The sequence below is a fragment of the Vibrio sp. LB10LO1 genome (assembly GCF_010092875.1).
Lineage (GTDB): Bacteria > Pseudomonadota > Gammaproteobacteria > Enterobacterales > Vibrionaceae > Vibrio > Vibrio campbellii.
Genome location: NZ_JAADJW010000017.1, coordinates 65,313 through 89,095, shown reverse-complemented (window position 1 = coordinate 89,095; position 23,783 = coordinate 65,313). Strand labels below are relative to the sequence as shown.

24 protein-coding genes and 1 tRNA gene are annotated in these 23,783 nt (G+C 44.5%); 21 read left to right on the top strand and 4 right to left on the bottom strand.

The window, feature by feature from the left end; all coding sequences use genetic code 11:
* From GXP65_RS14045 to GXP65_RS14020, 6 genes are all read left to right on the top strand, one after another.
* Positions 1–972 carry a cytochrome c peroxidase gene (locus GXP65_RS14045; protein WP_162093099.1) on the top strand — a complete coding sequence of 324 codons (972 nt, stop codon included), beginning with the start codon at positions 1–3 and terminating at the stop codon, positions 970–972.
* A complete protein-coding gene (locus GXP65_RS14040; protein WP_162093098.1) occupies positions 965–3,328 on the top strand; it encodes an ATP-binding protein in 2,364 nt (787 codons plus the stop codon). Before GXP65_RS14045 ends, GXP65_RS14040 begins: the two co-directional genes overlap by 8 nt.
* 119 nt (positions 3,329–3,447) lie before the next feature.
* Positions 3,448–3,915, top strand: coding sequence for an OsmC family protein (locus tag GXP65_RS14035; protein ID WP_162093097.1), 468 nt, complete (start codon positions 3,448–3,450; stop codon positions 3,913–3,915).
* 223 nt (positions 3,916–4,138) lie between these two features.
* The gene (locus GXP65_RS14030; RefSeq protein WP_162093096.1) at positions 4,139–5,149 is read left to right on the top strand and encodes a DUF2804 domain-containing protein; all 1,011 of its coding nucleotides are present in this window, start codon (positions 4,139–4,141) and stop codon (positions 5,147–5,149) included.
* 9 nt (positions 5,150–5,158) lie between these two features.
* Positions 5,159–6,016 (top strand): sterol desaturase family protein, encoded by an 858-nt coding sequence (locus GXP65_RS14025; protein ID WP_005452272.1) that lies wholly within the window; start codon positions 5,159–5,161, stop codon positions 6,014–6,016.
* 103 nt (positions 6,017–6,119) lie between these two features.
* Positions 6,120–6,527, top strand: a complete 408-nt coding sequence (locus GXP65_RS14020) for a hypothetical protein (RefSeq protein ID WP_045403205.1) — start codon at positions 6,120–6,122, stop codon at positions 6,525–6,527.
* A 184-nt stretch (positions 6,528–6,711) separates the two neighbouring features.
* Here GXP65_RS14020 and GXP65_RS14015 read toward each other — a convergent pair.
* Positions 6,712–6,786: transfer RNA gene (locus tag GXP65_RS14015), tRNA-Gly, on the bottom strand.
* A 325-nt stretch (positions 6,787–7,111) separates the two neighbouring features.
* Here GXP65_RS14015 and GXP65_RS14010 point away from each other — a divergent pair.
* The 3 genes from GXP65_RS14010 to GXP65_RS14000 all read left to right on the top strand — a co-directional run bounded on the left by GXP65_RS14010 (position 7,112) and on the right by GXP65_RS14000 (position 8,903).
* Positions 7,112–7,630 carry a DUF4136 domain-containing protein gene (locus GXP65_RS14010; protein WP_162093095.1) on the top strand — a complete coding sequence of 173 codons (519 nt, stop codon included), beginning with the start codon at positions 7,112–7,114 and terminating at the stop codon, positions 7,628–7,630.
* A 137-nt stretch (positions 7,631–7,767) separates the two neighbouring features.
* Positions 7,768–8,175: a hypothetical protein gene (locus tag GXP65_RS14005; protein WP_162093094.1), complete on the top strand. Its 408-nt coding sequence runs from the start codon at positions 7,768–7,770 to the stop codon at positions 8,173–8,175.
* 50 nt (positions 8,176–8,225) lie between these two features.
* Entirely contained in the window at positions 8,226–8,903 is a 678-nt protein-coding gene (locus GXP65_RS14000; RefSeq protein ID WP_005431873.1) for a DedA family protein, read from the top strand.
* An 85-nt stretch (positions 8,904–8,988) separates the two neighbouring features.
* Here GXP65_RS14000 and GXP65_RS13995 read toward each other — a convergent pair whose 3' ends face one another.
* Entirely contained in the window at positions 8,989–9,306 is a 318-nt protein-coding gene (locus GXP65_RS13995) for a hypothetical protein (protein ID WP_050910282.1), read from the bottom strand.
* A gap of 411 nt (positions 9,307–9,717) precedes the next feature.
* Between GXP65_RS13995 and GXP65_RS13990 the strand changes: the two genes are divergently transcribed.
* A complete protein-coding gene (locus tag GXP65_RS13990) occupies positions 9,718–9,933 on the top strand; it encodes a hypothetical protein (RefSeq protein WP_162093062.1) in 216 nt (71 codons plus the stop codon).
* 85 nt (positions 9,934–10,018) lie between these two features.
* Here the strand turns inward: GXP65_RS13990 and GXP65_RS13985 are convergent, their stop codons facing one another.
* Positions 10,019–10,660: a murein L,D-transpeptidase catalytic domain family protein gene (locus tag GXP65_RS13985; RefSeq protein ID WP_038888350.1), complete on the bottom strand. Its 642-nt coding sequence runs from the start codon at positions 10,658–10,660 to the stop codon at positions 10,019–10,021.
* 574 nt (positions 10,661–11,234) lie between these two features.
* Between GXP65_RS13985 and GXP65_RS13980 the strand changes: the two genes are divergently transcribed.
* Both GXP65_RS13980 and GXP65_RS13975 read left to right on the top strand, forming a co-directional pair.
* Positions 11,235–11,672: an NUDIX domain-containing protein gene (locus GXP65_RS13980; RefSeq protein ID WP_162093093.1), complete on the top strand. Its 438-nt coding sequence runs from the start codon at positions 11,235–11,237 to the stop codon at positions 11,670–11,672.
* A gap of 315 nt (positions 11,673–11,987) precedes the next feature.
* Complete coding sequence (locus tag GXP65_RS13975; RefSeq protein WP_005431866.1) at positions 11,988–12,743, top strand: 5'-methylthioadenosine/adenosylhomocysteine nucleosidase; 756 nt, start codon at positions 11,988–11,990, stop codon at positions 12,741–12,743.
* Between the two features lie 92 nt (positions 12,744–12,835).
* Here GXP65_RS13975 and GXP65_RS13970 read toward each other — a convergent pair whose 3' ends face one another.
* On the bottom strand, positions 12,836–15,172 hold the full coding sequence (locus tag GXP65_RS13970) for an EAL domain-containing protein (RefSeq protein WP_162093092.1): 2,337 nt from the start codon (positions 15,170–15,172) through the stop codon (positions 12,836–12,838).
* A 540-nt stretch (positions 15,173–15,712) separates the two neighbouring features.
* On the opposite strand from GXP65_RS13970, the gene rbsD reads away from it, so the two are divergent.
* From rbsD to GXP65_RS13925, 9 genes are all read left to right on the top strand, one after another.
* A complete protein-coding gene (gene rbsD / locus GXP65_RS13965) occupies positions 15,713–16,132 on the top strand; it encodes a D-ribose pyranase (protein ID WP_038888346.1) in 420 nt (139 codons plus the stop codon).
* 24 nt (positions 16,133–16,156) lie between these two features.
* On the top strand, positions 16,157–17,662 hold the full coding sequence (rbsA, locus tag GXP65_RS13960) for a ribose ABC transporter ATP-binding protein RbsA (RefSeq protein ID WP_162093091.1): 1,506 nt from the start codon (positions 16,157–16,159) through the stop codon (positions 17,660–17,662).
* Positions 17,659–18,642, top strand: coding sequence for a ribose ABC transporter permease (gene rbsC / locus GXP65_RS13955; RefSeq protein WP_005431792.1), 984 nt, complete (start codon positions 17,659–17,661; stop codon positions 18,640–18,642). The genes rbsA and rbsC overlap by 4 nt, the downstream gene beginning before the upstream one ends.
* A 91-nt stretch (positions 18,643–18,733) precedes the next feature.
* Positions 18,734–19,612, top strand: coding sequence for a ribose ABC transporter substrate-binding protein RbsB (gene rbsB, locus GXP65_RS13950; protein WP_005431772.1), 879 nt, complete (start codon positions 18,734–18,736; stop codon positions 19,610–19,612).
* Positions 19,613–19,816: 204 nt separating this feature from the next.
* Positions 19,817–20,734, top strand: coding sequence for a ribokinase (gene rbsK, locus GXP65_RS13945; RefSeq protein WP_162093090.1), 918 nt, complete (start codon positions 19,817–19,819; stop codon positions 20,732–20,734).
* Between the two features lie 17 nt (positions 20,735–20,751).
* A complete protein-coding gene (locus GXP65_RS13940) occupies positions 20,752–21,759 on the top strand; it encodes a substrate-binding domain-containing protein (RefSeq protein WP_050909748.1) in 1,008 nt (335 codons plus the stop codon).
* Between the two features lie 135 nt (positions 21,760–21,894).
* Positions 21,895–22,113, top strand: coding sequence for a hypothetical protein (locus tag GXP65_RS13935; protein ID WP_043883456.1), 219 nt, complete (start codon positions 21,895–21,897; stop codon positions 22,111–22,113).
* Between the two features lie 157 nt (positions 22,114–22,270).
* The gene (gene pnuC / locus GXP65_RS13930; RefSeq protein WP_010647069.1) at positions 22,271–23,008 is read left to right on the top strand and encodes a nicotinamide riboside transporter PnuC; all 738 of its coding nucleotides are present in this window, start codon (positions 22,271–22,273) and stop codon (positions 23,006–23,008) included.
* A 4-nt stretch (positions 23,009–23,012) separates the two neighbouring features.
* Positions 23,013–23,744 carry a nucleoside phosphorylase gene (locus GXP65_RS13925; RefSeq protein ID WP_162093089.1) on the top strand — a complete coding sequence of 244 codons (732 nt, stop codon included), beginning with the start codon at positions 23,013–23,015 and terminating at the stop codon, positions 23,742–23,744.
* The last annotated feature ends 39 nt before the right edge of the window (positions 23,745–23,783 follow it).

The window sequence follows — 23,783 nt, the reverse complement described above, 5'->3', positions numbered from 1 at the left end:
ATGAAGATAAAGCTTACTACTAAAGTGCTATGTGGATGTTTGTTAATGAGTTTTAGCGCTTCAACTTTAGCAGGAGTACAAAATACAAAAATCAATATTAACTTAGTTCCTCCTCTCGAAGGCAATCCCAAGGTTGACTTTCAACTGGCCCGTGTTGGCTGGCATTTATTCAGGGACCCAAAACTGTCATCTAATGGCAAGATCAGTTGTGAAACCTGCCATAACCTATCCACTAATGGTGCAGAACAGACGCAAGTTTCTACTGGAGTACATGGCGTTGGCACTTGTAATTCAATCTCCGTTTTTAACGCGGCTTTAAATTATCGGTTCCTGTGGGATGGCACAGCAAATTCGTTGATGGCTCAAATCGACGGACCTGTCCAAAACCCTTTAGAAATGGATTCTAATTGGGAAGAGATAGAAAAGTATGTTCAAGCTAATTCGGTATATAAATCTCTATTTGGGCAAGCGGGTAAACGCATTAATGTGACCAACATTAAGCTTGCAATTGTGGAGTTTGTTAAAGGGCTCCAGACGCCAAGCTCTCCATTTGATGTGTATTTACGTGGTGATACGGACGCTATGAATGAACAGTCAATAAGAGGGTGGGAGGCCTTTCAGCAAGTGGGCTGTGTTCAGTGCCACCAGGGGCGGAATATTGGCGGGTCCATGATTCAGCAGTTTAGTTATTTTCAAACGCGAGAAAAAAATCTTGATACGGGGCGACATTTAAGAACCTCTGATGGAGAGGATAAATTCTATTTTCGTGTGGCAAGCTTGCGAAATGTGGGGCAAACCGGGCCTTATTTTCACAATGGGCAAGTTGATAAACTATCGGATGCTATTCAAATTATGTCGCAGGTCCAGTTGGGGGTAACGATGAGCGACGACAAAGTGGCAGATATCGAAGCCTTCCTCATGACGTTAAGCACCCCAAGGCCTGCAATTTTGGAGGTGTTTGAAAATGAATAAATTTCGCTTAGCTAACGCCGCCTTGTTCGTCATTATTACCGTGATGGTGGTTCTGGCGTGCATGACTCATGTTAATTCAAGAAATACTCAAGCGGTACACACATCGCTTTCTGAGATTGGTCACCATTTGATAGAGGCTCGGGATAGCGTGGTTAATCCCTACTCGATCCGAGAGCGGAGGAATTATGAAATCACGCATAGTTTAGTTGAGCTAGAGCTTGCTTCTGAACAATTGATTTCTGATTTCAAACAGTCGATTTGGTTTGATATCACTTCCACTAGGTTACGTGCGCAAAGTATCGTTGTTCAATTTGATGGCAAAGTTAGAGATGCGACTCAATCGTTAGACATGCTAATTGGTGTCCAGGTTGCCAATCAATACGAATTACTCACACTACATAACATTTACAAAGACCAATTTAGCGCCCAAACCGATGATATATGGTTGGAAGAGCATTATTTTGATTTTTTAACCAATGCAGCGTTACAAGGCGATAACCCCCAGAGCCAGAGTATCTCATTATTTTTGAATAGACTGCGCCAAAGCGAGCGCAAGATAGAGTTGCTTACCAACAGGATTCTAGAAGGCCATTACTTTGAGTTTGTTGAGTATTCTGAGCATCAGTTACTTGAAATCGCGCAACGTGAATCCAGGCTGACGTGGCTGTTTGTTCTCCTGTCCATTATCTTATTAGTGACGGCGTTTGTGCTGCAAACTCAACATCGTGTGAATAAGCTCAAACATCTCAATGACGAGTTAATAGAAGCGACAGAGAAAGCGGAGCGCGCAGCCAAAGCGAAGTCACAATTCTTAGCGACCATGAGCCATGAGTTAAGAACACCAATGAATGGGGTATTGGGGATTTCACAAATCATTGCCAATGAAACTCAAGAAAAAACAACCAAAGAACATGTGAAAATAATCTTGGACTCCGGCCAGCACCTGATGACGATTCTCAATGACATATTGGATTATTCTAAAGTGGAAGAGAATAGACTGGATTTAGAAGCGGCACCTTTTAATTTGTTGCAAGTGTTAACTCCCGTTTGTAGCGCGATTCAGCCACTTGTTGAAGAGAAAAATATCCAGCTTTATGTCGAAAATGAAGTGCCTGACACTATCGAGTTTAAGGGGGATTGTGCCCGTGTCCGCCAGATCTTGTTTAATCTCGCAGGCAATGCGGTGAAGTTTACTGGCGATGGGCACGTATTGATTCGGACTGAGCTTGATGAGCAAAAGCGATGTCTTCTTATCTCAGTCAATGATACTGGTATCGGTATTCCGGGAGATAAGCAAGGTTGTATTTTTAACTCGTTTGAACAGGCTGATACTTCTACCACGCGTAAGTTTGGCGGAACCGGGCTTGGTCTTGCGATTGTCAAAAAGCTCACGGAATTGATGAGTGGAGAGATTAAACTCAAAAGTGTTGAGAGCATTGGGACTCAGTTTGTAGTGGAGCTTCCTATTCCTTGGATAGAGAAAGAAATGCCAACAACACAAAACACCCCAGTTAAACAACAACGGGAGAGTAAACGTAATCTTCACATTCTCCTTGCGGAAGACAATCGAGTGAACGCGATTGTGGCGAAAGGCTTTTGTGAGAAGTTAGGACACACGGTTGAGATTGCTGAGAATGGTTTGATTGCGATTAAGAAAGCACAAGAACACCAATATGACCTGATATTGATGGACAATCATATGCCAGAGATGAGCGGGGTTGAGGCGACGCGCTTTATTCGTGAAAGGCTTGGTATCAACACCGTATTGTTTGCCTATACTGCCGATGTATTTAGAGAAGCGCACGACAACTTTATTGAAGCGGGCGCAGACCATGTCCTGACTAAGCCGCTGCAGCGTGAGAGTTTTTCTGATGCGCTCAAGCAGTTCTCTTCACGTTTACCTGTCCAGAATTATGAAGCATTAGAGCAGACTGAAAACGTGATTGAGTTGCACCGTGAACCGATTGAGAAGCTGAGGCTCACGGAAGAGGAGTTAACTCAATCAGAGATGTTAGAAGTGCTGAAAGAAGATCCTGATGCACGTTTGGATTTGCTTGAAACCATTGTGAACGATTTCGAAAAGTCGGTTGATGAGTTGATTGAGTATTTCATGGCTGAAGACTTAGCGCCACTTTATAGCACCTTGCACACCACGAAAGGGATGGCGTTGAACCTTGGATTAGATACGCTAGCGAATCAGGCTCTAGAAATCGAAACTCAAGTGAAGAACAAACAGATACCTGATATTGAGCAACTGCAGAAACTGATTAACCGATTGCAAGTTAACGTACACCAAGGGCAACGCTTGATTGACCGATGTCGGACGCGTCAAGCGGATTCAAATCAAGTGATTTAGTCGTGTGAGAGCTGTATTTTCTGCCTTGTGGGTGGGCGTAAGCGACGGACTGTGGTTTACTTAGTTCTCTTTTGGCATCTTCTCCTTTTAGGGACGCGACGACAGGGCAGGGAAGTTCAATGAGTCAACACTCCGCAGTGATTAAGTGGCAGCGTCAAACCGACGAAATCTTCAGTGATAATCAATACAGCCGAGCGCACGTTTGGCAGTTAGACGGCGGGCTTTGCGTTCCTGCTTCACCATCTCCTCATGTTGTCCCGCTGCCTTTATCAGTAGCAGAGAATGTGGACCCAGAAGAAGCGTTTGTTGCGGCGCTTTCAAGCTGTCATATGCTGGTCTTTCTCTCTATTGCTGCTAAGCGTCGTTATGTGATTGATTCCTACGTTGATGAAGCGGTGGGCGAGCTGACTGTAGGAGAAAATGGCAAAGAGTGGGTTTCAAAAGTAACGCTTAGGCCAAACATTGTCTTTTTTGGAGACAAACAACCGACGCGTGACCAGTTAGAAAAAATGCATCATATGGCGCATGAAAACTGCTTTATTGCCAACTCTGTGAAGACTGACGTCGTGACAGAGTTATTGGATTAGAAGAGTGATTCATTAAAAGTGTTACGAAGGTAGGCACTTTTGCCTGCTATTAAACCCAAGTTAAAGCTCTAATTAACCGTTTGATAGATTGAATATGGGTGACTGGTCTCACGTTTCCTTTTATTTAACGCCGATATGTGGGCCAATCTTGTGCAGTGGCGCAAGCTGTACGCTGTTAAATTAATGTTAATATCGAATGGTGTATCATTGATTAATAGCGAGCATGGATGTGCAAACGCCTTTGAATCCCTTTATTCAAGCGAATGGATTACCTCAATTTGGTCATTTAGCATCGATTCCTGAATCGCTTCAGCTGGATGCGTTTCAGTATCTTAATGAGATGGACCTGCCTGCATCGAGTTGGCGTAAGCGATTCGACTACAAGCAGTTCCAGTTCGTCTCGATCGTGACAGATAAATACATCATTGGCGTCGCGATTGCCGATATTCGCTATTTGGCGTCTGGCTTTTGCTATGTGTTCGATACGGAAACCCATGAACTTGTTGAGCAGCAGTGGCTAAAGCCGCTTAACATGGGCTATCAAACACAACCTTCTAGTTGGAGCAGTCAAGCCTATCTCGCTAATGATGCCATTCAATTTAAGATTGAACATGGACTCTGGCACATACAGCTTTCAACAGACCTTATTCAAGCTGACTTGAGGTTAAAACCTGAGTCAGAAAGCTTGCCTTTGATGCTCTGCACGCCAACAGCATATTCGGGCTGGACTTATACCCAAAAACACAACGCACTCACTATACATGGTCAAATGAGTGTGAAAGGGCAGCCACAAGATCTAAGCAACGCAGTCGCTGGGTATGATTTCTCTGCTGGTTACATGCGCAGAGAGACCAGTTGGCGGTGGGCGAGCATCAATCATCGCAGTGAGGACAAAAGCATAGGGCTGAACCTTGCGGCTGGTGTGAATGAAACTGGGAATTGTGAAAACGTCATTTGGATTGATGGAGAACGCCACTTGATGCCGCCCGTACATTTCGAATTTTCTCGCATGCATCAAGAAGCGTCATGGCGAATTACCTCACAAGACAAGCGCATCGACTTGATCTTCAAGCCTAAAAATCAACGATCAGAGAAAAAGAACTTTTGGTTTTTGAAGAGTAACTTTCGTCAGTTTGTCGGCTACTTTTCTGGCTATTTGATTGATGAAAATGGCATTAAACACGAACTCGATGAGGTGATGGGACTCACCGAAGATCATTACGCGAAATGGTAGGAACGGACTATGGAATGGTCACAGATTACAGAGCATCCTGATTTATTGTTGATGTTGCTTGCGCCAATATTCTTTCTTTGTATTGCGGCAGAATATTGGTTTGGGCAACGTGGTGGTCGATTACCTGAGAGTGCGCGATATTACTTGCCAGAAGTCGTGTGTAACTTTGTGTTGGCTGGGCTTCATCAAGCGACAGATATCTTAACAGGGCTGCTGATCGCTAAACTGTATTTGTGGTGGTTTGGTTGGCGCTTGTTTGATATCGAGATGACGGTTTCTACTTTCCTCTTACTCATGGTATTGCAAGATTTCTTCTATTACTGGTTCCATCGAGCAAGCCATCGTATCCGTTGGATGTGGGCAGCGCACGTGGTGCACCACAGTTCAGAGCGTATGAACTTCAGTACCGCATTTCGTCAAAGCCTAATGTACCCATTAGCGGGTATGTGGTTATTCTGGCTACCACTGGTTATTATTGGTTTTGATCCTAAGTGGGTGGTGTTTGTTGTGCTGCTCAACCTTGGTCTGCAATTCTTTGTTCATACTCAGTCAATTCGTTCCCTTGGACCTTTGGAGTGGGTCTTCAATACACCATCCCACCACCGCGTGCATCATGGAGTGAATCGTCAATACATTGATAAAAATTACGCTGGCGTGCTGATCATCTGGGATCGCATGTTTGGAACATTCGAGCCAGAAGTAGAAACCGTCCGTTATGGCATCTCAAAGCCCGTTAACAGCTTTAACCCTATCACCGTGACGTTCGCGGAATGGAAAGACATGTTCAAAGAGGTGACCCGTCCCAATTTGTCTTGGCGCCAGCGTTGGCGGTGCTTGTTTGCTCCACCGTCCGATACAATTGAGTAACGGTTCTGAATGATTAACTAAACGCCGTACCATTAATGCTTGACAGAGTTCGGTGATGTTGTTTTAATTCGTATGGTGTTTTGTAAGTTTCAAGGAACGGACGATGACATTTAATCGAGTTTTCTCAATCATAACGATGACCGCCGCTATGCTCAGCTCTGGGTACGCAAACGCAACGCCTGCTTTTAATGCAGAGCAGTTGTGTAAAGCAGGGCTCGCACTGGCGATAGATAAGCAGCCTCGCGGGATTAAATCCGCGGGAACATCGGGTCAACGTATTTTGCTGGCTTTGAAAAATGGCAAAAACGATTGGGATTACCGCTGCACGGTGAATCGTCAGAATCGTACGTTAAAGATTGATGCTAGAGACTTGAAGCGAAATGACAAATACTTCGCTCAAGCAATACGTTATCGCGTCAATGAAGGGAAGCGATCGGTTGAGGTCACCATGAAGAAACGCGCTGGTGGCGGGCTGAAAAACGACACGTTCACGACACTTCAGTTGGATTAACCCCAAAGATATGGGGAACATAATAACGAAGACGTGCCCCTGCACTCTGCAGGGGCTTTTTTATGCCTGCGGTTAGAGGTAGCAAATACAGAGATCGATTACAGCCACAGCATGATAGCAATGAAGTACGAATTTAAAGGATATTTTAGGGGACTGATAAAGAAGTTAGCTTAAGGAGAAAGCTTGGAGCGGGCAGCGGGAATCGAACCCGCATCATCAGCTTGGAAGGCTGAGGTAATAGCCATTATACGATGCCCGCGCATCGATAGGACTCATTCAATATGCCAGATTGAGTGCAAAAGAAAAGTCTTTTTTGCTCAATAAGTTGCTTAGTGAGTAAATAAATACCGATTCGTTCAAAAAGCGCACAGCGCTGTTGGCGATATGTCGCTCTGAATACGATTTCACTTTGTTTCTCAATCAGTGTTTTACTCTGTTCTTACTCTCTATTACGTCTTGAATTTGAACACTTGGCATTCATGGTCAAGACTAAATGTTGAAATGATTCAATATTTTCTCAGGTTCGTAAGATTAAATACCACAACTTGCCGAGAGAGACCGGCGTGATAGAGAGGAGAAAGAGTATGTGGAAAGGTTTATTGGCAACGCTGTTTGCTATCTCGCTGGTCGCTTGTACCACGGTAACGACCGATGTCGACAAGCAAGCGGATTTCTCATCCTATAAAACGTTTGATTTCGGTGAACAATCAGACACCCCAACCAGTTTGGATGCTCGTCGCATTGAGCAAGGGTTGGCGGCTCAACTGGAATCCAAAGGATTGTCGCGCGTGAAAAGCGAGGGGGATCTGTACGTGCACCACGACATCATCAAGGAGTCGGAGATCGTATCTTCTGGTTCAAGCTTTAGTGTAGGTTACGGTTGGAACAGCTTTGGTGTGGTGACGTCCAGCCCAGAGCGTTATAAGGAGAAAAAGTACGGCAAATTGGTCGTTGAGCTTGTCGATACTAAAGCCAATCAAGTGGTGTGGAAGGGGGTTTCTAGTCGTAAACTCACCGAGTCTATGAGTACTGAAAAACGCGAAGAGTTGATTTCGGAAGAAGTCACGAAAATGTTTGAAAACTACCCTTACGGCAAAGAGTAAATTCAAGGTTAGATTATCGTCTAATTGCGCCAATAATCATTTGCAAAACGCTCTTTTTATTATCGATTAAGAATTTGAATTGCAAATTTGCACGCACGGAGTTACAACAGCGTATCGTTGTGGTTTAGGTGAATTCTGTGCGTGCTTACTTAGTCTGTGTATTAGCACTCTTTGTTGCGCTGATGGCTTTTGGGTTGAGTCAGGCTTCATCGTCACCAAAAATCTCCTACGCCGTCAGTTACACCTCTTCATTGATCGATGGAGAGGCACATCTAGAGAAAGCACCGTTTTCTCCTTCACGTAAAGTCGCTGCGAGTTTATTCAGCCGCAACGCACTCCGCGTTAACCATTCCAATACATCGCCAGAATCGGACTATTTCGATGTGCTGCCTGCACTTTGGTTAAATGACGTGCAGGATTTCAACAAACGCGAGTTTACTGACGTAGCGTTGCCTGTTATTCAAATTTTTTATTCGCACTCCAAATATCGGCTGGGGACAGGGCAAGAATCCAACCTGATCTATCGCTTTATTCATGCGCGGTAATTCCTATTCATTAATTTTCGAAATTTGATTGTGATGTTTAGGAGTTTGTTATGTTTGATTCAATTACGCAGGTGCTGTTTGCTTTGTGGCACCAAGACTTTACTGCACTGATGGCACCAGGTAGTGCAGGGCTTATCTACTTTGTAGTGGGTGCGCTTATTTTTCTCGAGAGTGGTTTTATTCCCGCGGCACCTTTCCCTTGTGACAGTGTTGTTGTGCTTTCTGGCACTTTAGCAGCGGTGGGCGTACTAGACCCAGTGATGATCATGTTGGTGATCGTGGTGAGTGCGGCAATGGGCAGCTGGGCTGCTTACCTACAAGGTAAATGGTTAAACCGCTTACCAAAGGTGCAGGGGTGGGTAAATGCAGTGCCAGCAAAACGCTTGGAGCAAGTTGACATGTTACTTGGTAAGCATGGTTTGATTGCATTGTTCTGCGCGCGTTTTATTCCTGTTGTTCGCTCTTTGCTGCCTTTAATGATGGGCTTGCGCGTTAATCGCGTGAGTAAGTTCCATTACTTCGCATGGTTGAGTGCAATTCTATGGACGCTGCTGCTGTGTGGTTTAGGCTTATTATTGCCTCTACTGCCAGAGAAGCTTAACAAGATTGTGACCATGGGATTGATGGCTGCACCGGTGATTACCCTAACTATTGCCATTATGAGCTTTGTATTGGTGAAGGTGCGTAAGGCTTGGGGTAAATCGAAAACTACGCCGCAATTGCCATAGTCGTATAAACCTGAAGCTTGAAAAGCAAAAAAGGCGCGATGATCGCGCCTTTTTCGTTCTCTACGTAAGTTGAAATGAGCGTGAATCAGTAGCCATTCTTGTAAAGGTATTCGCCTACTTCCTTACACTCAGCTTTGTAGAACTGTTCCATCTTGGTCTCATCCATGCCTTTTGCTTTGAATTCGGTCTCTGCCGAAGATAGCTGGCTGAATGTGTAACCACGTTCTGCCATCAAGTAATGACGAAACATTGCGCGGTGCTCAGGAACCGCAGTTCGGGTGTTAGATGCATTGGCACACTCCATCAGAGCGCTGTTGCTCATTTCTTCTGGTTTTGCTGCTTGCACTGTTGTTGTGAATAAAGTGATAAGCGCCAAAGTGGCAATAGTCGCGATTTTTTTCATAATCAGGATCTCGAGTTAATTCAGTCTTCAGATGAGATCATCCATGGCTGGTACTGACGGTTTCCATATTGTGTCAGTACAGTCAATGTGCGAACTAAGTGTCGCGACTGTGTGTAAACACGTACAGTAAATTAGCTTGCTTCCATCCTGCGAGATGGTACGAGCGAGTCTGTGTGAGTACATAGGCAGTATCGGGTAAAGGCGTCGCTTTGAGCGCAATATCCAATAATGATGGAGATAAGAACGCGACCAATAGGTGATAGTCGGGCGTAATATTTAGGGGTAACTCACCATCGTTAGCGGATGTGCGGCGACAAGGGAGTAAACCAAGTAAATCACGTTTTAGATGTCGAAAGTAGCCGTCTGGACTCCAAGAGTCGCGACCATTCCAAGCACGATAAGGCGCTTTTATTGCGTGATAATCGTATTGGGTTAGCTTATGGAGCTTTTCTGAATATGAGTAATGGGCTACTGAGAATTGCTGATTTTGCGTTGCAAGTATTTGCCCTGAAAACAGGGAGAGTGATAACAAAAGCAAAAGGCGAAATACGTGAACCAAAACTAACCCTAACACACTATGGAATCGATATTCGTTTGCTGCCTGAAGGTGGCGCTTGCGTATACTAACGACTTGCTGAAAGGATGAACAGTTTTTTGTCGCATTAAAAAAGGGAGCGTGTCAGCTCCCTTTTCAACATTAGGTCAAGAAACCTTAAGCGCTAGCGTAGATAACACTGCCACCTTTAATGGTGTCGATGATTTCTCGTGATAGCTTCTGTGGCAGAGCGGGGCAACCCCAACTGCGACCAAGATAACCATTCTTCTTAATAAAAGAAGGGTTCGCGTAGTCCGCACCATGAACCACGATGTAACGTTCTCGTGCTTTATCGTTCACCCCTGATGTCAGTCCATCCAAGCGAAGTGAATAACCGTTAGAACCATAGTATGTGGTATCGGTTAAAAATGTTCCCAGGGAAGTCTTACGAGAGTTCACAACATTAGAGAACTTCGTTGCGGTCTTCTTGCCGCTGTTTACGCCGTGAGAGACATATGTGTTAAAAATGAGCTTCTTCTTGTCCAAATCGACCACATAAAAGCGTTTTTCAGTAGATGGTTTACTGTAATCGATGATGGTCAAAAGTGGCTTTTTGCGATCTGAGGTTTTCTTATAAGCTAAGAACGCATCATTGAATAAACTGAAGTCAATGACGCCTTCCAACTTGGCTTCTTTATATGTCTTTTCAACAAGTTGTTTAGTGGCTTTCGTTTCCGTCGCTTTACCTGAATGATGAGCAAAGGCAAAAGGAGAAACTGCCAACGATGTCCATATCAATAATAATAATAGCTTTTTCATTTGTACTAAATAAAACTCTTGGTGCAACAAATTTAGTGATTGCTTCGTGCAGTCGCTAATACAGCATGTACATCAATTTAATTCTATTCTCAATGTTGCCTATTATGCGTAGTGACACCTATTACTCAAATACACTTTGTATTTAGTAAAGATAATCCAACTAACTGGCTGAATTTAATCAACATTGAGAGGTTAATCGATGACTTTAAAAATCTTCAGAACAAATACTAGCCGATTTGGCTAATTAATAAAACTGCGTTTACCAACATTTACTGATCAGGATATTTAATAAAACATCGTTTAATTATAGTTTGAATAAAAATGTTGTTTTAATTCAATGGACTTATTTCTAACTGGGCATTCGACAAAAATTTTTTAGACTGTGATCCTAGTCGTAACAAATCATGACTGAATAAAGGTTAATGTATTGATAGCGACTATGGATTGCTGAGCATATTCAACCAAACGGCCAGCTAGATTGTTGTATATCGTCAAGTTATTCGTGTTCACCATTCACATCATCCAAACTTTTTGTGTTAGCGTGCTATAAAACCGTTAGCAGAAGGCATTGAAGATGGAAGTTCATGAGTGTGTATCATTTATCCTAGTTAAGGGCGATGAAGTGTTATTAGAAACACGATCGAAGGATAAGGACTCTGACCCAGGTATGATTGCAATACCTGGTGGGCATATGGAGAAAGGTGAAAGCCAACCAATGACATTGCTTAGAGAGCTAGACGAGGAGCTAAATATCAAACCGCAAAGGTGCGGGTATTTATGTTCTCTATATCACCCAACCAAAGAACTTCAATTGCTTCATTATTATGTAGTTACAGATTGGGTGGGCGATATTCAGAGCTTAGAAGCAGAGTCTGTCAATTGGTATCCAATAATAAATGCGCCTGTTGCTACGGAAGTGGATCGCATCGCCTTAAGTGAATATCAAAGATTACAGAGTGTATTAAAAACGGTATTTAATAATGGGTGCTCAATAAATAAAATTTGTGGATAGTTATAATATTTTTAATTAAAAAATAAAACGGAAATCATATTAGAAATGAAACATTGCTGAAGAAGAAATTAAGTAAATTATGAAATGTTGACCAGAATAAACTTTTCTTTCAGTAAGTTATGTCAACCGGTAGCGAAAAATAGCGTGTCGCTTCTTCGATGAAAACCAAAAATGGCTAAGTCTTTCTCATTAATTGAGAATTTCTTAGCCAATCAGTACGACCTAGTTAATGCAAACGATTGCTCGATTTGGAATGTGTTGTATAATCTGCGTCGCGTCACACTTTGGTGACACGTATTACATTTCAGGATTCCCATGTTGAAGAAATCTCTTGCTCTAATGCTTGCTGCGTACTCACTGCCTTCCGTTGCAGGTTCGACCATCGGTATTGTCGGTGCGATGGATGTCGAAGTTGAAGCGCTATTGCCAAAAATCCAAAACCAACAAGTAAAAAAAATTGGTAGCCATCGCTTTTACACGGGTGAGTTAGAGGGTAAAACCGTTGTCGTGACAAAATCTGGCGTAGGTAAAGTCAATGCAGCGATGACGACAACCCTTCTGATTGAATCTTTCGGTGTGGACCAACTGATTTTCACGGGCATTGCTGGTGCAAGTGACCCGAAATTGGATCCGCTAGACGTGGTCGTTTCTACGCGTTTGGTGCAACACGATGTGGACCTGACAGCATTTAACATGCCGAAAGGCTTGCTGCCTGATTATGAAGAGCGCTACTTCTACGCTGATAAAACACTGCAAAAGTATGCGTTCGATGCCGCGGTTGACACACTTGGGAAAGAAAGTGTTTATCGAGGCATAATCGCATCAGGTGACCAGTTCATCGCGAGCAAAGTGAAGGTAACCGGCATTTACCAAGAATACAACGCGATGGCGGTAGAAATGGAAGGCGCAGCACTAGGCCAAGTCGCAGACGCTTTCAATGTACCTTACGTGGTGATTCGCACTATCTCTGATAAAGCGGATGGCTCAGCAGATGTTGTGTACTCAGATCTGAAGAAAGCCACCGCAGATAACTCTGCAAACATTACACTGAATATGCTGAAACGCATGTAATTGAAAATAGGTCAGGTAAGCTTTTACTAGCCGCAATAAGTCGAAAAGCAGCACTTAGCGTGCTGCTTTTCGTGTGCGGTATGTTTTACCTACTAAGCGATATGTGTGCTTTTAAATGGCTGATCATTAGCGGACTTCCACCAATGGCCGAGCTGTTCTTTGTTCATCGGCTTACCAAATAAATAACCCTGCATAAAGTCACAGCGGTAAGATGAAAGCCATTCGTGCATGACGTTATGCTCAATGCCTTCTGCTGTCACTTTCTTATTCTGTGCGTGGCACAGCTCTATAATTGGTTTAATGACATGACCATTATCGGTGTTCATTAAGGTCAACAAGAACTCTCGGTCAAATTTGATTTTCTGTACTGGGTACTGCACTAGTTGTGTCAAAGAAGTATAACCAGAGCCAAAGTCGTCTATTGCCAGTTTGTAACCCAGCTTCGATAACTCATCGAGTAGGGCAGTACCTTGCTTGTCAGACGCGAAAGTTTCGGTAATTTCTAGCTCAATACAGCGCGTAGGCACACCATTCTGTGTGGCTTTTTCATGGATGAATTCTGCCATCGACAGCGAGTTCAGTTCCGCAGACGATAGGTTGATAGACAAAATTATGTCTTTCCCAAAGATGCTTTTCAGCTGATGGTATTCTGCCATAGCATTTGCGAATACCCAGCGGTCAATCTTTTCGAACAAACCAGTTTGTTCAGCAATAGGGATGAACTCGTTTGGTGGTACTGAGCCGATCCCTTCTGCTTCCCAACGTAATAGGACTTCCAAGCCTTCTATCTCGTTGGCATTACTGTTCATGTATGGTTGGAAAACAAGATGAAACTCTTCTTCAACGTTGGCCTTGCGCAATGCGCGTTCAATTTGGCTGCGACGTTGAGCCTCGATATTGAGCGCTGCAGAGTAGTAAGCGTATTGGTTTTTACCCGCGCGCTTAGCTTGGTACATTGCCGCGTCTGCACTAGACAAGAGCTTAGCGATATCACCACCATCTCTTGGATATTGAGCGATACCCACGCTGGCTGTCACCGGAAACGAGTTTTTCGCTGACTGAGTTAAGTTATTAATTGGCTTGAGCAAATCCGCGGCAAACAGATCGGGTAACTCGCTGTTTTCTTGATTTGAGCTGAGTAGGATTGCAAATTCATCACCTGATAAACGTGCCCCGAAACATGGGCTATTGTACTGCTGAGTGAACTTCTGGCATGTATTTCTGATGTGTTTGGAGAAGACCTGCAACAACTTGTCACCCAGTTCGTGACCGTATTTGTCGTTGACGTATTTAAAGTTATCTAGGTCGATATAAATCACCCAAAGCTGCTCTGAGGGTTCTGCCAGCTCTTTGTTTGCAAGCTCATGGAAGCGGTGGCGATTAGCCAGTTGAGTTAAGTGATCAGTTTCCGCTAAACGCTTAGTTTTGTGGTAGACGTTGTTCAGCTCTTCGTACATATCAAAGAAGCGGGAAGAAAGGCGCCCAATCTCATCATCAGTATCGAGCTTTTCAATATTAGTGCGTTTGTTGGCTTCAATTTCTCTCAGTTGTTTGTCTAGCCTAGAGACTGGACTCAGAACATAGCGGTACAGGACTAAGACAATTAAAGTAATGGTACAAAAAGATGCGATACCAAAAGACAATGCTAGCTCTAACCAGACCTTATCGACCTTATTCCACATCAGATATTCTGCTGGCGATAAAATGGCATAGAAGTGAGGCAGAAACTGGATGGTTTGAGCAAGGGGAATATCTAAGATAATCGGCTTATCTGAAAACGTAATCACGCTGTGCGTATCAAACTCAATCTCATGCTTGATGTCATTAAACGCTTCGAGTGAGACAGACACGATAACAAAGAAAACATTTTGTGGGTCGAAGCTTAAAGGGGGCTCTCCGGTACGTTTATCAAACAGCTCGTATTGCAATAGAATGCTCTGTCCGCTGCTGTTGTAAATAAAACCGGTATGGCTTACGTCTCCATTGGTTTTAAAGCTTTTGTCGACATACTCAAGGATCTTGGGGTCGACTCGACCGTTTGATTCGTAATATTGATTTTCGGTGTAGTAGAGGAGGTCTTGCCTACCGTCGAGGATCGCCATATTTGCATCCCCTCGATACCCGTGACTGAGTACCTCGATGGTTTCATCTAAACGTTTGAACAGTTGCCTCTCACGATAGCGGTTATCATGATTCACAAAATAATCTTGCAGCACCTCGCTTTTACTCAAGGTGTAGGCATAGCTGTTAAGAAAAATATTGGCTTGGCGAAACTGACCAGCGAGCTTTTCCATTTGTAGCTGGATATAGCTGTCTTCCCTTTTGATTAGCGTGACTTTTTGAATGCTATAGATGATGTAACTCGACACCAGCGCGCTAATTAGAATGACAGGGGCGACAAGCAAAACGACTCTGTTGCTTAATTTCATGTATTTCTTACTTTCCGTTTGTGTCCTTACAAACGCTTCTAACCTAATGGTTTTTACCAGTTGGTTCTCACCTAAGGTATCGAACGGATGATGATACTTTCCTTGTATTCGAGGAAATTGTAAGGGTGTGTTTTTCGAAAGTCAGTGAGGTTTCCGATATTTGTGATGTCGTGTGAGGTTTTTTCATGTTCATAGGTACCACCGTCTCATAATTTGAACAGATTATTCTGTTCCAAAACACGCTTACTCATTTGTTCGGTTTATGAATTCAGATTGATAACGAACGGAAAGATAATTTTTCCTCGTGTAAAAATGCCATCGAAACGTTTCGATGGCGAAGTGTGACCTCAATATCTTTTTCTTAATCAGTTAGCACTCAATTACGGATCATTCTCACACCTTATCGATCTGTGACTGGTCAATTCTTTTTGGCGTTCTATTATTGCATCGAAACGTTTCGATGAGTGTTTTGTCAATATAGAAATCAATCCAAAAGACACACTCACTGTTGTATGAACGTGTAACCGAAAGGTCGATGAGATGAAAAAAAGTACCCTAATTAACTCAGAAATTTCTTACTTGGTGGCGACGTTGGGTCATACCGATGAAATCACCATTTGTGACGCGGGCTTGCCAATCCCTGACCATGTTCAACGCATTGATTTAGCGTTGACTCATGGCGTTCCTGGTTTCCTTGATACCGTTCGCGTGATTCTGTCTGAGTCCCAAATTGAAGGGGTCATCATTGCTGAAGAATTCGCAAAAGTTAGCCCTGTTCACCATGATGCGCTGATCACTGAGCTAGCAAAAGAAAGCGAGCTAACGGGTAAGCAAATCGCGATTAACTATGTATCGCATGAAGATTTTAAAGCTCGCACAGAACAAAGCCGCGCTGTCGTTAGAACAGGCGAGTGCACACCGTATGCGAACGTAATTTTCCAAGCTGGCGTGGTGTTTTAAGCCACAACTAATTGAGGACAAATTATGACTCAAGCCATTCTACAACTCAGCGACATCGAGAAAGCTTTCCCGGGTGTTAAGGCGTTGGATAAAGCCAGCCTTAATGTTTACTCAGGTCGCGTGATGGCGTTGATGGGCGAGAACGGGGCCGGTAAGTCGACCTTGATGAAAGTGCTTACGGGCATCTACCACATGGATGCAGGAAGCATTAAATATCAAGGTCAGCCAGCCGCGTTTAAAGGTCCGCGTGACTCTCAAGAAGCAGGCATCAGTATTATTCACCAAGAATTGAACTTGATCCCGGAGCTGACGATTGCTGAAAACATCTATTTAGGTCGTGAATTTACTGGCACGATGGGGCGTATTCAGTGGAGCAAGATGTACGAAGAAGCAGACAAGTTGCTTCAACGCCTTAACGTAAAGCACTCATCGAAAACATTGCTTGGTGATTTGAGCCTTGGTGAACAGCAAATGGTGGAGATTGCCAAAGCGCTGTCTTTCGAATCCAAAGTCATCATCATGGATGAGCCAACCGATGCACTAACCGACAAAGAGACGGAATCGCTGTTTAAAGTGATCAACGAGCTTCGCGACCAAGGTTGCGGCATCGTCTATATCTCACACCGCCTGAAAGAAATCTTCGAAATCTGTGATGACATTACTGTGCTACGTGATGGTAAGTTCATCGGCGAGTGCGAGGTTAAAGACACCAACGAAGACGGACTTATCGAGATGATGGTAGGTCGCAAGTTGGAAGAGCAATACCCGCGTATCGATGTGAAGCACGGCGATGTTTGCCTCGAAGTGATTGGCTTGACTGGTTCTGGTGTTCACGAAATCAACTTCACCCTTCAACGCGGAGAAATCCTTGGCGTATCAGGTTTGATGGGCGCAGGTCGTACAGAGTTGATGAAGGTGATTTACGGCGCGCTACCAAGTGAGCGTGGCGTCATCAACTTAGACAACAAGACCATTAACCCGGTTAGCCCACAAGATGGCTTGGCGAATGGCATTGCTTACATATCTGAAGACCGTAAAGGCGATGGCTTGGTGCTTGGCTTATCTGTGAAGGAGAACATGTCTCTGTGTGCATTGGATAAACTTACCAAAGGCTTCCAAATCCAACATGGCGAAGAAGTCGTGGCGGTTGAAGACTTTATCAAACTGTTCAACATCAAAACGCCAACCCGAGACCAAATCATTGGCAACCTTTCTGGTGGTAACCAGCAGAAAGTGGCCATCGCAAAAGGGTTGATGACCAAACCTAAAGTTCTGATTCTGGATGAGCCAACTCGCGGCGTTGACGTAGGTGCGAAGAAAGAAATCTATCAGCTAATCAATAAATTTAAAGCCGACGGCATGAGCATCATCTTGGTTTCATCTGAGATGCCAGAAGTGCTAGGCATGAGTGACCGCATCATGGTAATGCATGAGGGTCGAATTACTGGCGAATTTGATGCGAAAGACGCCGACCAAGAAACACTACTCGCTTGTGCCGTAGGCAAGAAGATCAATGAGGAAGCAGCATGAGTACTAATACCATGAGCAAACCAAACGAAACGGGCAGCAAGAAGCTGTTCACCAAAGAATGGCTGATTGAGCAAAAGTCACTGATCGCATTGATTTTCTTGATTGTTGTTGTGTCATTCTTGAACCCAAACTTTTTTACGGTAGACAACATTCTTAATATTCTTCGTCAAACCTCAGTTAACGCCATCATCGCGGTAGGTATGACGTTGGTTATTTTGACTGCTGGCATCGACCTAAGCGTAGGTTCTGTACTCGCACTATGTGGTGCGTTTGCCGCGAGTATGATTGCATTAGAAGTGCCTGTGCTTATCGCAGTTCCGACTGCACTGTTTGCTGGTGCGGCACTGGGTGCGATCAGCGGTATCATCATTGCCAAGGGTAAGGTTCAAGCCTTTATCGCAACACTGGTTACTATGACGTTACTACGTGGTGTAACCATGGTTTACACAGATGGCCGTCCTATCTCTACGGGCTTTACTGATACCGCAGACGCATTTGCATGGTTCGGTACAGGTTACGCTCTTGGTATCCCGGTTCCAGTTTGGTTGATGGTGATTGTCTTTGCGGCAGCTTGGTACCTACTGAACCACACTCGCTTTGGTCGCTACGTGTACGCACTTGGTGGCAACGAATCAGCAACGCGACTTTCTGGTATCAATGTTGACCGTGTGAAAATTGGTGTATACGCCATTTGCGGTATGTTGGCAGCGCTTGCAGGCATTATCGTGACGTCTCGTCTGTCTTCAGCACAGCCAACTGCGGGTATGGGCTACGAGCTAGACGCTATCGCAGCGGTTGTTCTTGGCGGTACTAGCTTGATGGGCGGTAAAGGTCGCATCATGGGTACCTTGATTGGTGCTCTAATCATCGGCTTCTTGAACAACGCGCTGAACCTACTCGATGTTTCTTCTTACTACCAAATGATTGCGAAAGCAGTGGTTATCTTGCTAGCGGTACTGGTAGACAACAAAAACAAGTAATCCATAACAACTAATACATTAAAGCTAAATCCTGAATACAAACCGAGCCAGAGGACGTGTGCTGGCTCACCCTACACAAAGGACTAGAACGATGAAAAAACTCGCAACTCTTATCTCTGCTGCACTTCTTTCTTCAACCGTATCGGTAGCGGCGCAAGCTCAAGATACAATGGCGATTGTAGTTTCTACGCTGAATAACCCGTTCTTCGTAACGATGAAAGACGGCGCAGAAGCGAAAGCGAAAGAACTGGGATACGACTTGATTGTACTGGACTCGCAAAATGACCCGAGTAAAGAACTGTCAAACATCGAAGACCTAACGATTCGTGGCGTAAAAGCGATTCTGATTAACCCAACAGATTCAGACGCTGTGTCAAACGCGATTCGTATGGCGAACCGTTCTAAGATCCCTGTGTTGACGTTAGACCGTGGTGCAAGCCGGGGTGACGTAGTGAGCCACATCGCTTCTGACAATGTAGTTGGTGGTGAAATGGCGGGTCACTACATCATGGAAAAAGTAGGTGAGAAAGCGAAAGTTATCCAACTAGAAGGTATTGCAGGTACGTCTGCAGCGCGTGAGCGTGGTGAAGGCTTCATGACAGCAGTGAAGGGCAGCAACATGGAGCTACTAGCAAGCCAACCTGCTGATTTTGACCGTACTAAAGGTCTGAACGTAATGGAAAACTTGCTTGCAGCGAACCCAGATGTTCAAGCGGTATTTGCTCAGAACGATGAGATGGCACTGGGTGCGCTTCGCGCAGTCCAGGCATCAGGTAAAGACGTACTTATCGTTGGCTTTGACGGTACTGATGATGGCATTGCAGCAGTTAACCGTGGCAAGCTCGCAGCGACTATCGCACAGCAACCAGATCTTATTGGTGCGTTGGGTGTAGAAACTGCAGCGAAAGTATTGAAAGGCGAGAAGGTTGAGGAGTACATTCCTGTTCCGCTTAAAGTCGTGACTAAGTAAGTTTAGCGCCCGACTCAGTGATTCTTCTCTGTTGAAGATAACGGAATGGCCCAATGAATGTGTTGGGTCATTCCAAACAACGAAAGCGGTACGTTAGAAAATTAAAACTGACTGAATCATAATACGCTTACGTTTTTTCAAAGAGCGTAAACCTATTACTCCTGTTCAAATATAAAGGGTTCAATCAGAACCGAGGATAACCGTATGAATAAGTTAGTGGTGTTAGGTAGTGTAAACGCTGACCATGTTCTTCAAGTGCCTTCTTTCCCTCGCCCTGGCGAGACGCTGCATGGTCGCAACTATCAAGTTATCCCAGGTGGCAAAGGTGCCAACCAAGCTGTGGCGGCAGCTCGATTAAACGCAGACATCGGTTTTATTGCGTGTGTGGGTGATGATTCGTTCGGCATCAACATTCGTGAGAACTTCAAAATGGATGGCATCGACATCACTGGTGTGAAGATGCAGCCAAACTGCCCAACAGGCATTGCCATGATTCAGGTGGCGGACAGTGGTGAGAACAGTATTTGTATCTCCGCAGAAGCGAACGCAAAACTTACCGCAGAAGCGATTGAGCCCGACCTAGAGCGCATTCGTCAGGCAGATTACTTATTGATGCAACTAGAAACGCCAATGTGCGGTATCGAGAAAGCAGCGCGAATCGCGAAAGATGCCAAAACCAACGTGATTCTTAACCCTGCACCAGCTCGCGAGCTGTCAGATGAATTGCTGTCTTGCATCGATGTGATTACACCAAACGAAACAGAAGCGGAAGTACTCACAGGCGTGACGGTAACAGACGATGATAGCGCACAAGAAGTGGCAAACATCCTGCATTCGAAAGGCATTGAAATCGTCATGATCACGCTCGGTGCGAAAGGGGTGTGGTTGAGTCAAAATGGTCGGGGTGAAATCATTCCTAGCTTCCGCGTAGAAGCAACAGATACCACTGCGGCAGGCGATACGTTTAATGGGGCATTAGTCACTGGTTTATTGGAAGACTTACCTTTAGAATCAGCGATTAAGTTTGCCCACGCAGCAGCTGCGATCTCAGTAACTCGCTTTGGTGCGCAAACCTCCATTCCAACCCGTAAAGAGGTTGAGGAGTTCCTTGAACAACAATAATCAAAAGGAGAGATAGCATGGCAACGATGAAAGACATCGCAAAACTGGCAGGGGTTTCCACCTCAACTGTGAGCCATGTTATTAACAAAACTCGCTTTGTCAGTGAAGAGATCTCGGAACGAGTCAACAACGCTGCCAAAGAGCTCAATTACTACGCGCCGTCTGCTTTGGCGCGTAGCCTCAAAGTAAATCGCACCAAAACCATTGGTATGCTGGTGACTACCTCAACCAACCCATTCTTTGGTGAAGTCGTAAAAGGTGTTGAGCGCAGTTGCTACCACAAAGGATACAGCCTGATCCTTTGTAATACCGAAGGCGATAACGAGCGAATGCGTGAATCTATCAATACGTTGTTGCAAAAGCGCGTTGATGGTCTGATTTTGATGTGTTCATCGTTAGAAGGGGAGCGTATTGATGTCTTCGAACGTTACCCTGATATTCCGGTTGTAGTGATGGACTGGGGTCCTATGTTGTTCACCAGCGATAAGATTCAAGACAACTCACTTCGTGGTGGTTATCTGGCAGCGAAATACCTTATCGACTGCGGCCACAAAGAGGTAGGCTGTATCACCGGCCCATTAATTAAGCACCAAGCGCAGATGCGTTATGAAGGCTACAAACGCGCGATGCTCGAAGCAGAACTTGAGTTCAATGCAAACTGGATTGTTGAATCTGATTTCGAATGTGAGGGTGGTTATCAAGCCTTCAAGAAAATGGTGGAACGTGGCCCGCTACCTAGCTCGATCTTTGTCTCAAATGACATGATGGCGATGGGCGTTATCAATGCAGCTAATGAACTCGGTATTCAAATTCCAGAACAGCTTTCTATCATAGGTTACGATGATATTCATATTGCGAAGTTTATGTCGCCTTCGCTTACCACGATTCATCAGCCCAAATACCGCCTTGGACAAGCCGCAGTAGAGACACTGTTACGCAAATTGGACGAGAAGTCTGATGAAGCTCAGGTTGTGCAATTAGAGCCGACATTGGTGGAGAGAAACAGCGTAAGGCTTTTAATTTAGTCAATAGACTACAGTTGCACATGTGATGTTTTGCTAGAAATTAGTAATCAATGATTTCTCTTTACCCATTAACACCTTAGTATTAACATTCATTATAAATACAAATGTTAATTATTTGATCGGTGGATTAGCAATATGTTGTCAAAGGGATACGCGAAGTTCTCGGTGAAGCACCCATGGTTTCATCGAATGAACGTCACTGTGGTTGCGTTTATTTTCTTGTTAAGTTGCTACCAGCTATTAGTGAATGAAGCTTTTGAATTCTCGATAGGTTTTGTTGTAACGCTACTCGCAACATTATTATTTGCTTCAGCATCTGCGTTCAAGAAACGTTACTCGGGGTTTGAGTCTTAAACCGCTAAAGCGTGGCGAATAAAACTGGGCACTTTAAAGCAAGTATTGATCTGATTTATGATCGGGTACATCGAAGGGAGGACAAATGTCCTCCTTTTTGTTTGCTGCGACACCATAAGATGAGCGCACCCCAAGCACAATAATAAAGGACATCTTCATGGACCTATTTGCCCTGTTAGACATCAACAATACCCTCGTAAACATTCCTATTGGTGATGGCTACGCAATGAGTTGGATCGAAGCCTTTGGTACGGTTTTCGGTCTGCTTTGTATTTGGTTTGCGAGCCAAGAAAAAACCATTAACTATTTGTTTGGTTTGCTGAATGTAACACTTTTTGCCGTTATCTTTTTCCAGATTCAGCTTTACGGATTGCTTCTGCTTCAATTGTTCTTCTTCTGCGCCAATATTTATGGTTGGTATGCTTGGACAAGACCAAATGCACAAGGTGAGACATTAGAGGTGCGCTGGTTAAGCAAACAGAAGCTGATCGCGACAGGTTCAGTAAGCATTGTTGCGATTGCCCTATTAACCATCTATATCGATCCATTCTTTTTTGCGTTGGCTAACATTGCCGTTGATACGTTAAATGTATTCGGTGCAGGTTTGTCTGAACCTGTGTTGGAGCCAGATGCTTTCCCATTCTGGGATGCAACCATGACAGTTCTGTCTATCGTGGCGCAAATCTTGATGACACGTAAGTACGTTGAGAACTGGATTCTTTGGGTCGTAATCAACATCATCAGCGTTGGTATTTACGCAACACAAGGCGTGTACGCAATGTCGGTTCAATACGCGATTCTCATGTTCATCGCAGCAAATGGCACTAGAGAGTGGGCACGTAGTGCGAAGCGCAATGGTGACAAGACTCTAACTCAAGCGACAGCGCAAGGTTAAGCCAATGATGAAACAACCTCATATTGGCGTAGACAACACCCAAATAGCGCCTCGAGTGATCGTCTGTGGAGAACCAGATCGAGCAAACCGTATTGCCGCATTGTTTGATAATGCAGAATTGGTCTCTGAGAACCGTGAATATAGAGTGTTCACTGGCACATACCAAGGTCAGCAAATCTCAGTATGCAGTACAGGTATAGGCGCTCCTTCGATGATCATTGCGGTGGAAGAGCTAAAACAGTGTGGTGTGACAGACGCGATTCGTGTGGGATCGGCTGGTGCGATGCAAAAAGGCATTCAACTCGGTGAGTTGATAGTGGCTGAAGGCGCCGTCAGAGACGAAGGTGGCTCGAAAGCATACGTTCGCTCTTCGTATCCGGCTTACGCAAGCTTTTCGTTACTGAAAGCGCTGGACAGCTATTTAGCCGAAAAAGAAGCGCGCTATCATTTAGGTGTGGTTCGCTCCCATGACAGCTTCTATACCGACGACGAAGAAGCGATTTGCGAATACTGGAACAAGAAAGGCATCCTAGGCGCGGATATGGAAACCTCGGCGCTTTTTACCGTCGGTCGCCTGCGTGGTCTAAACGTTGCTTCTGTCTTGAACAATGTCGTCCTGTATCAACAAGATGTTAAGGAAGGCGTAGGGCAGTACGTAGATGAAGCGCAAGTGATGATGGAAGGGGAGCGTTTAGCGTCTTACGCTGCTCTTGAAGCCTTAATTGCGCAGAGTTAACTGGATCACAGCTTAGTTAATTTTTGAAGCGGCACTTTG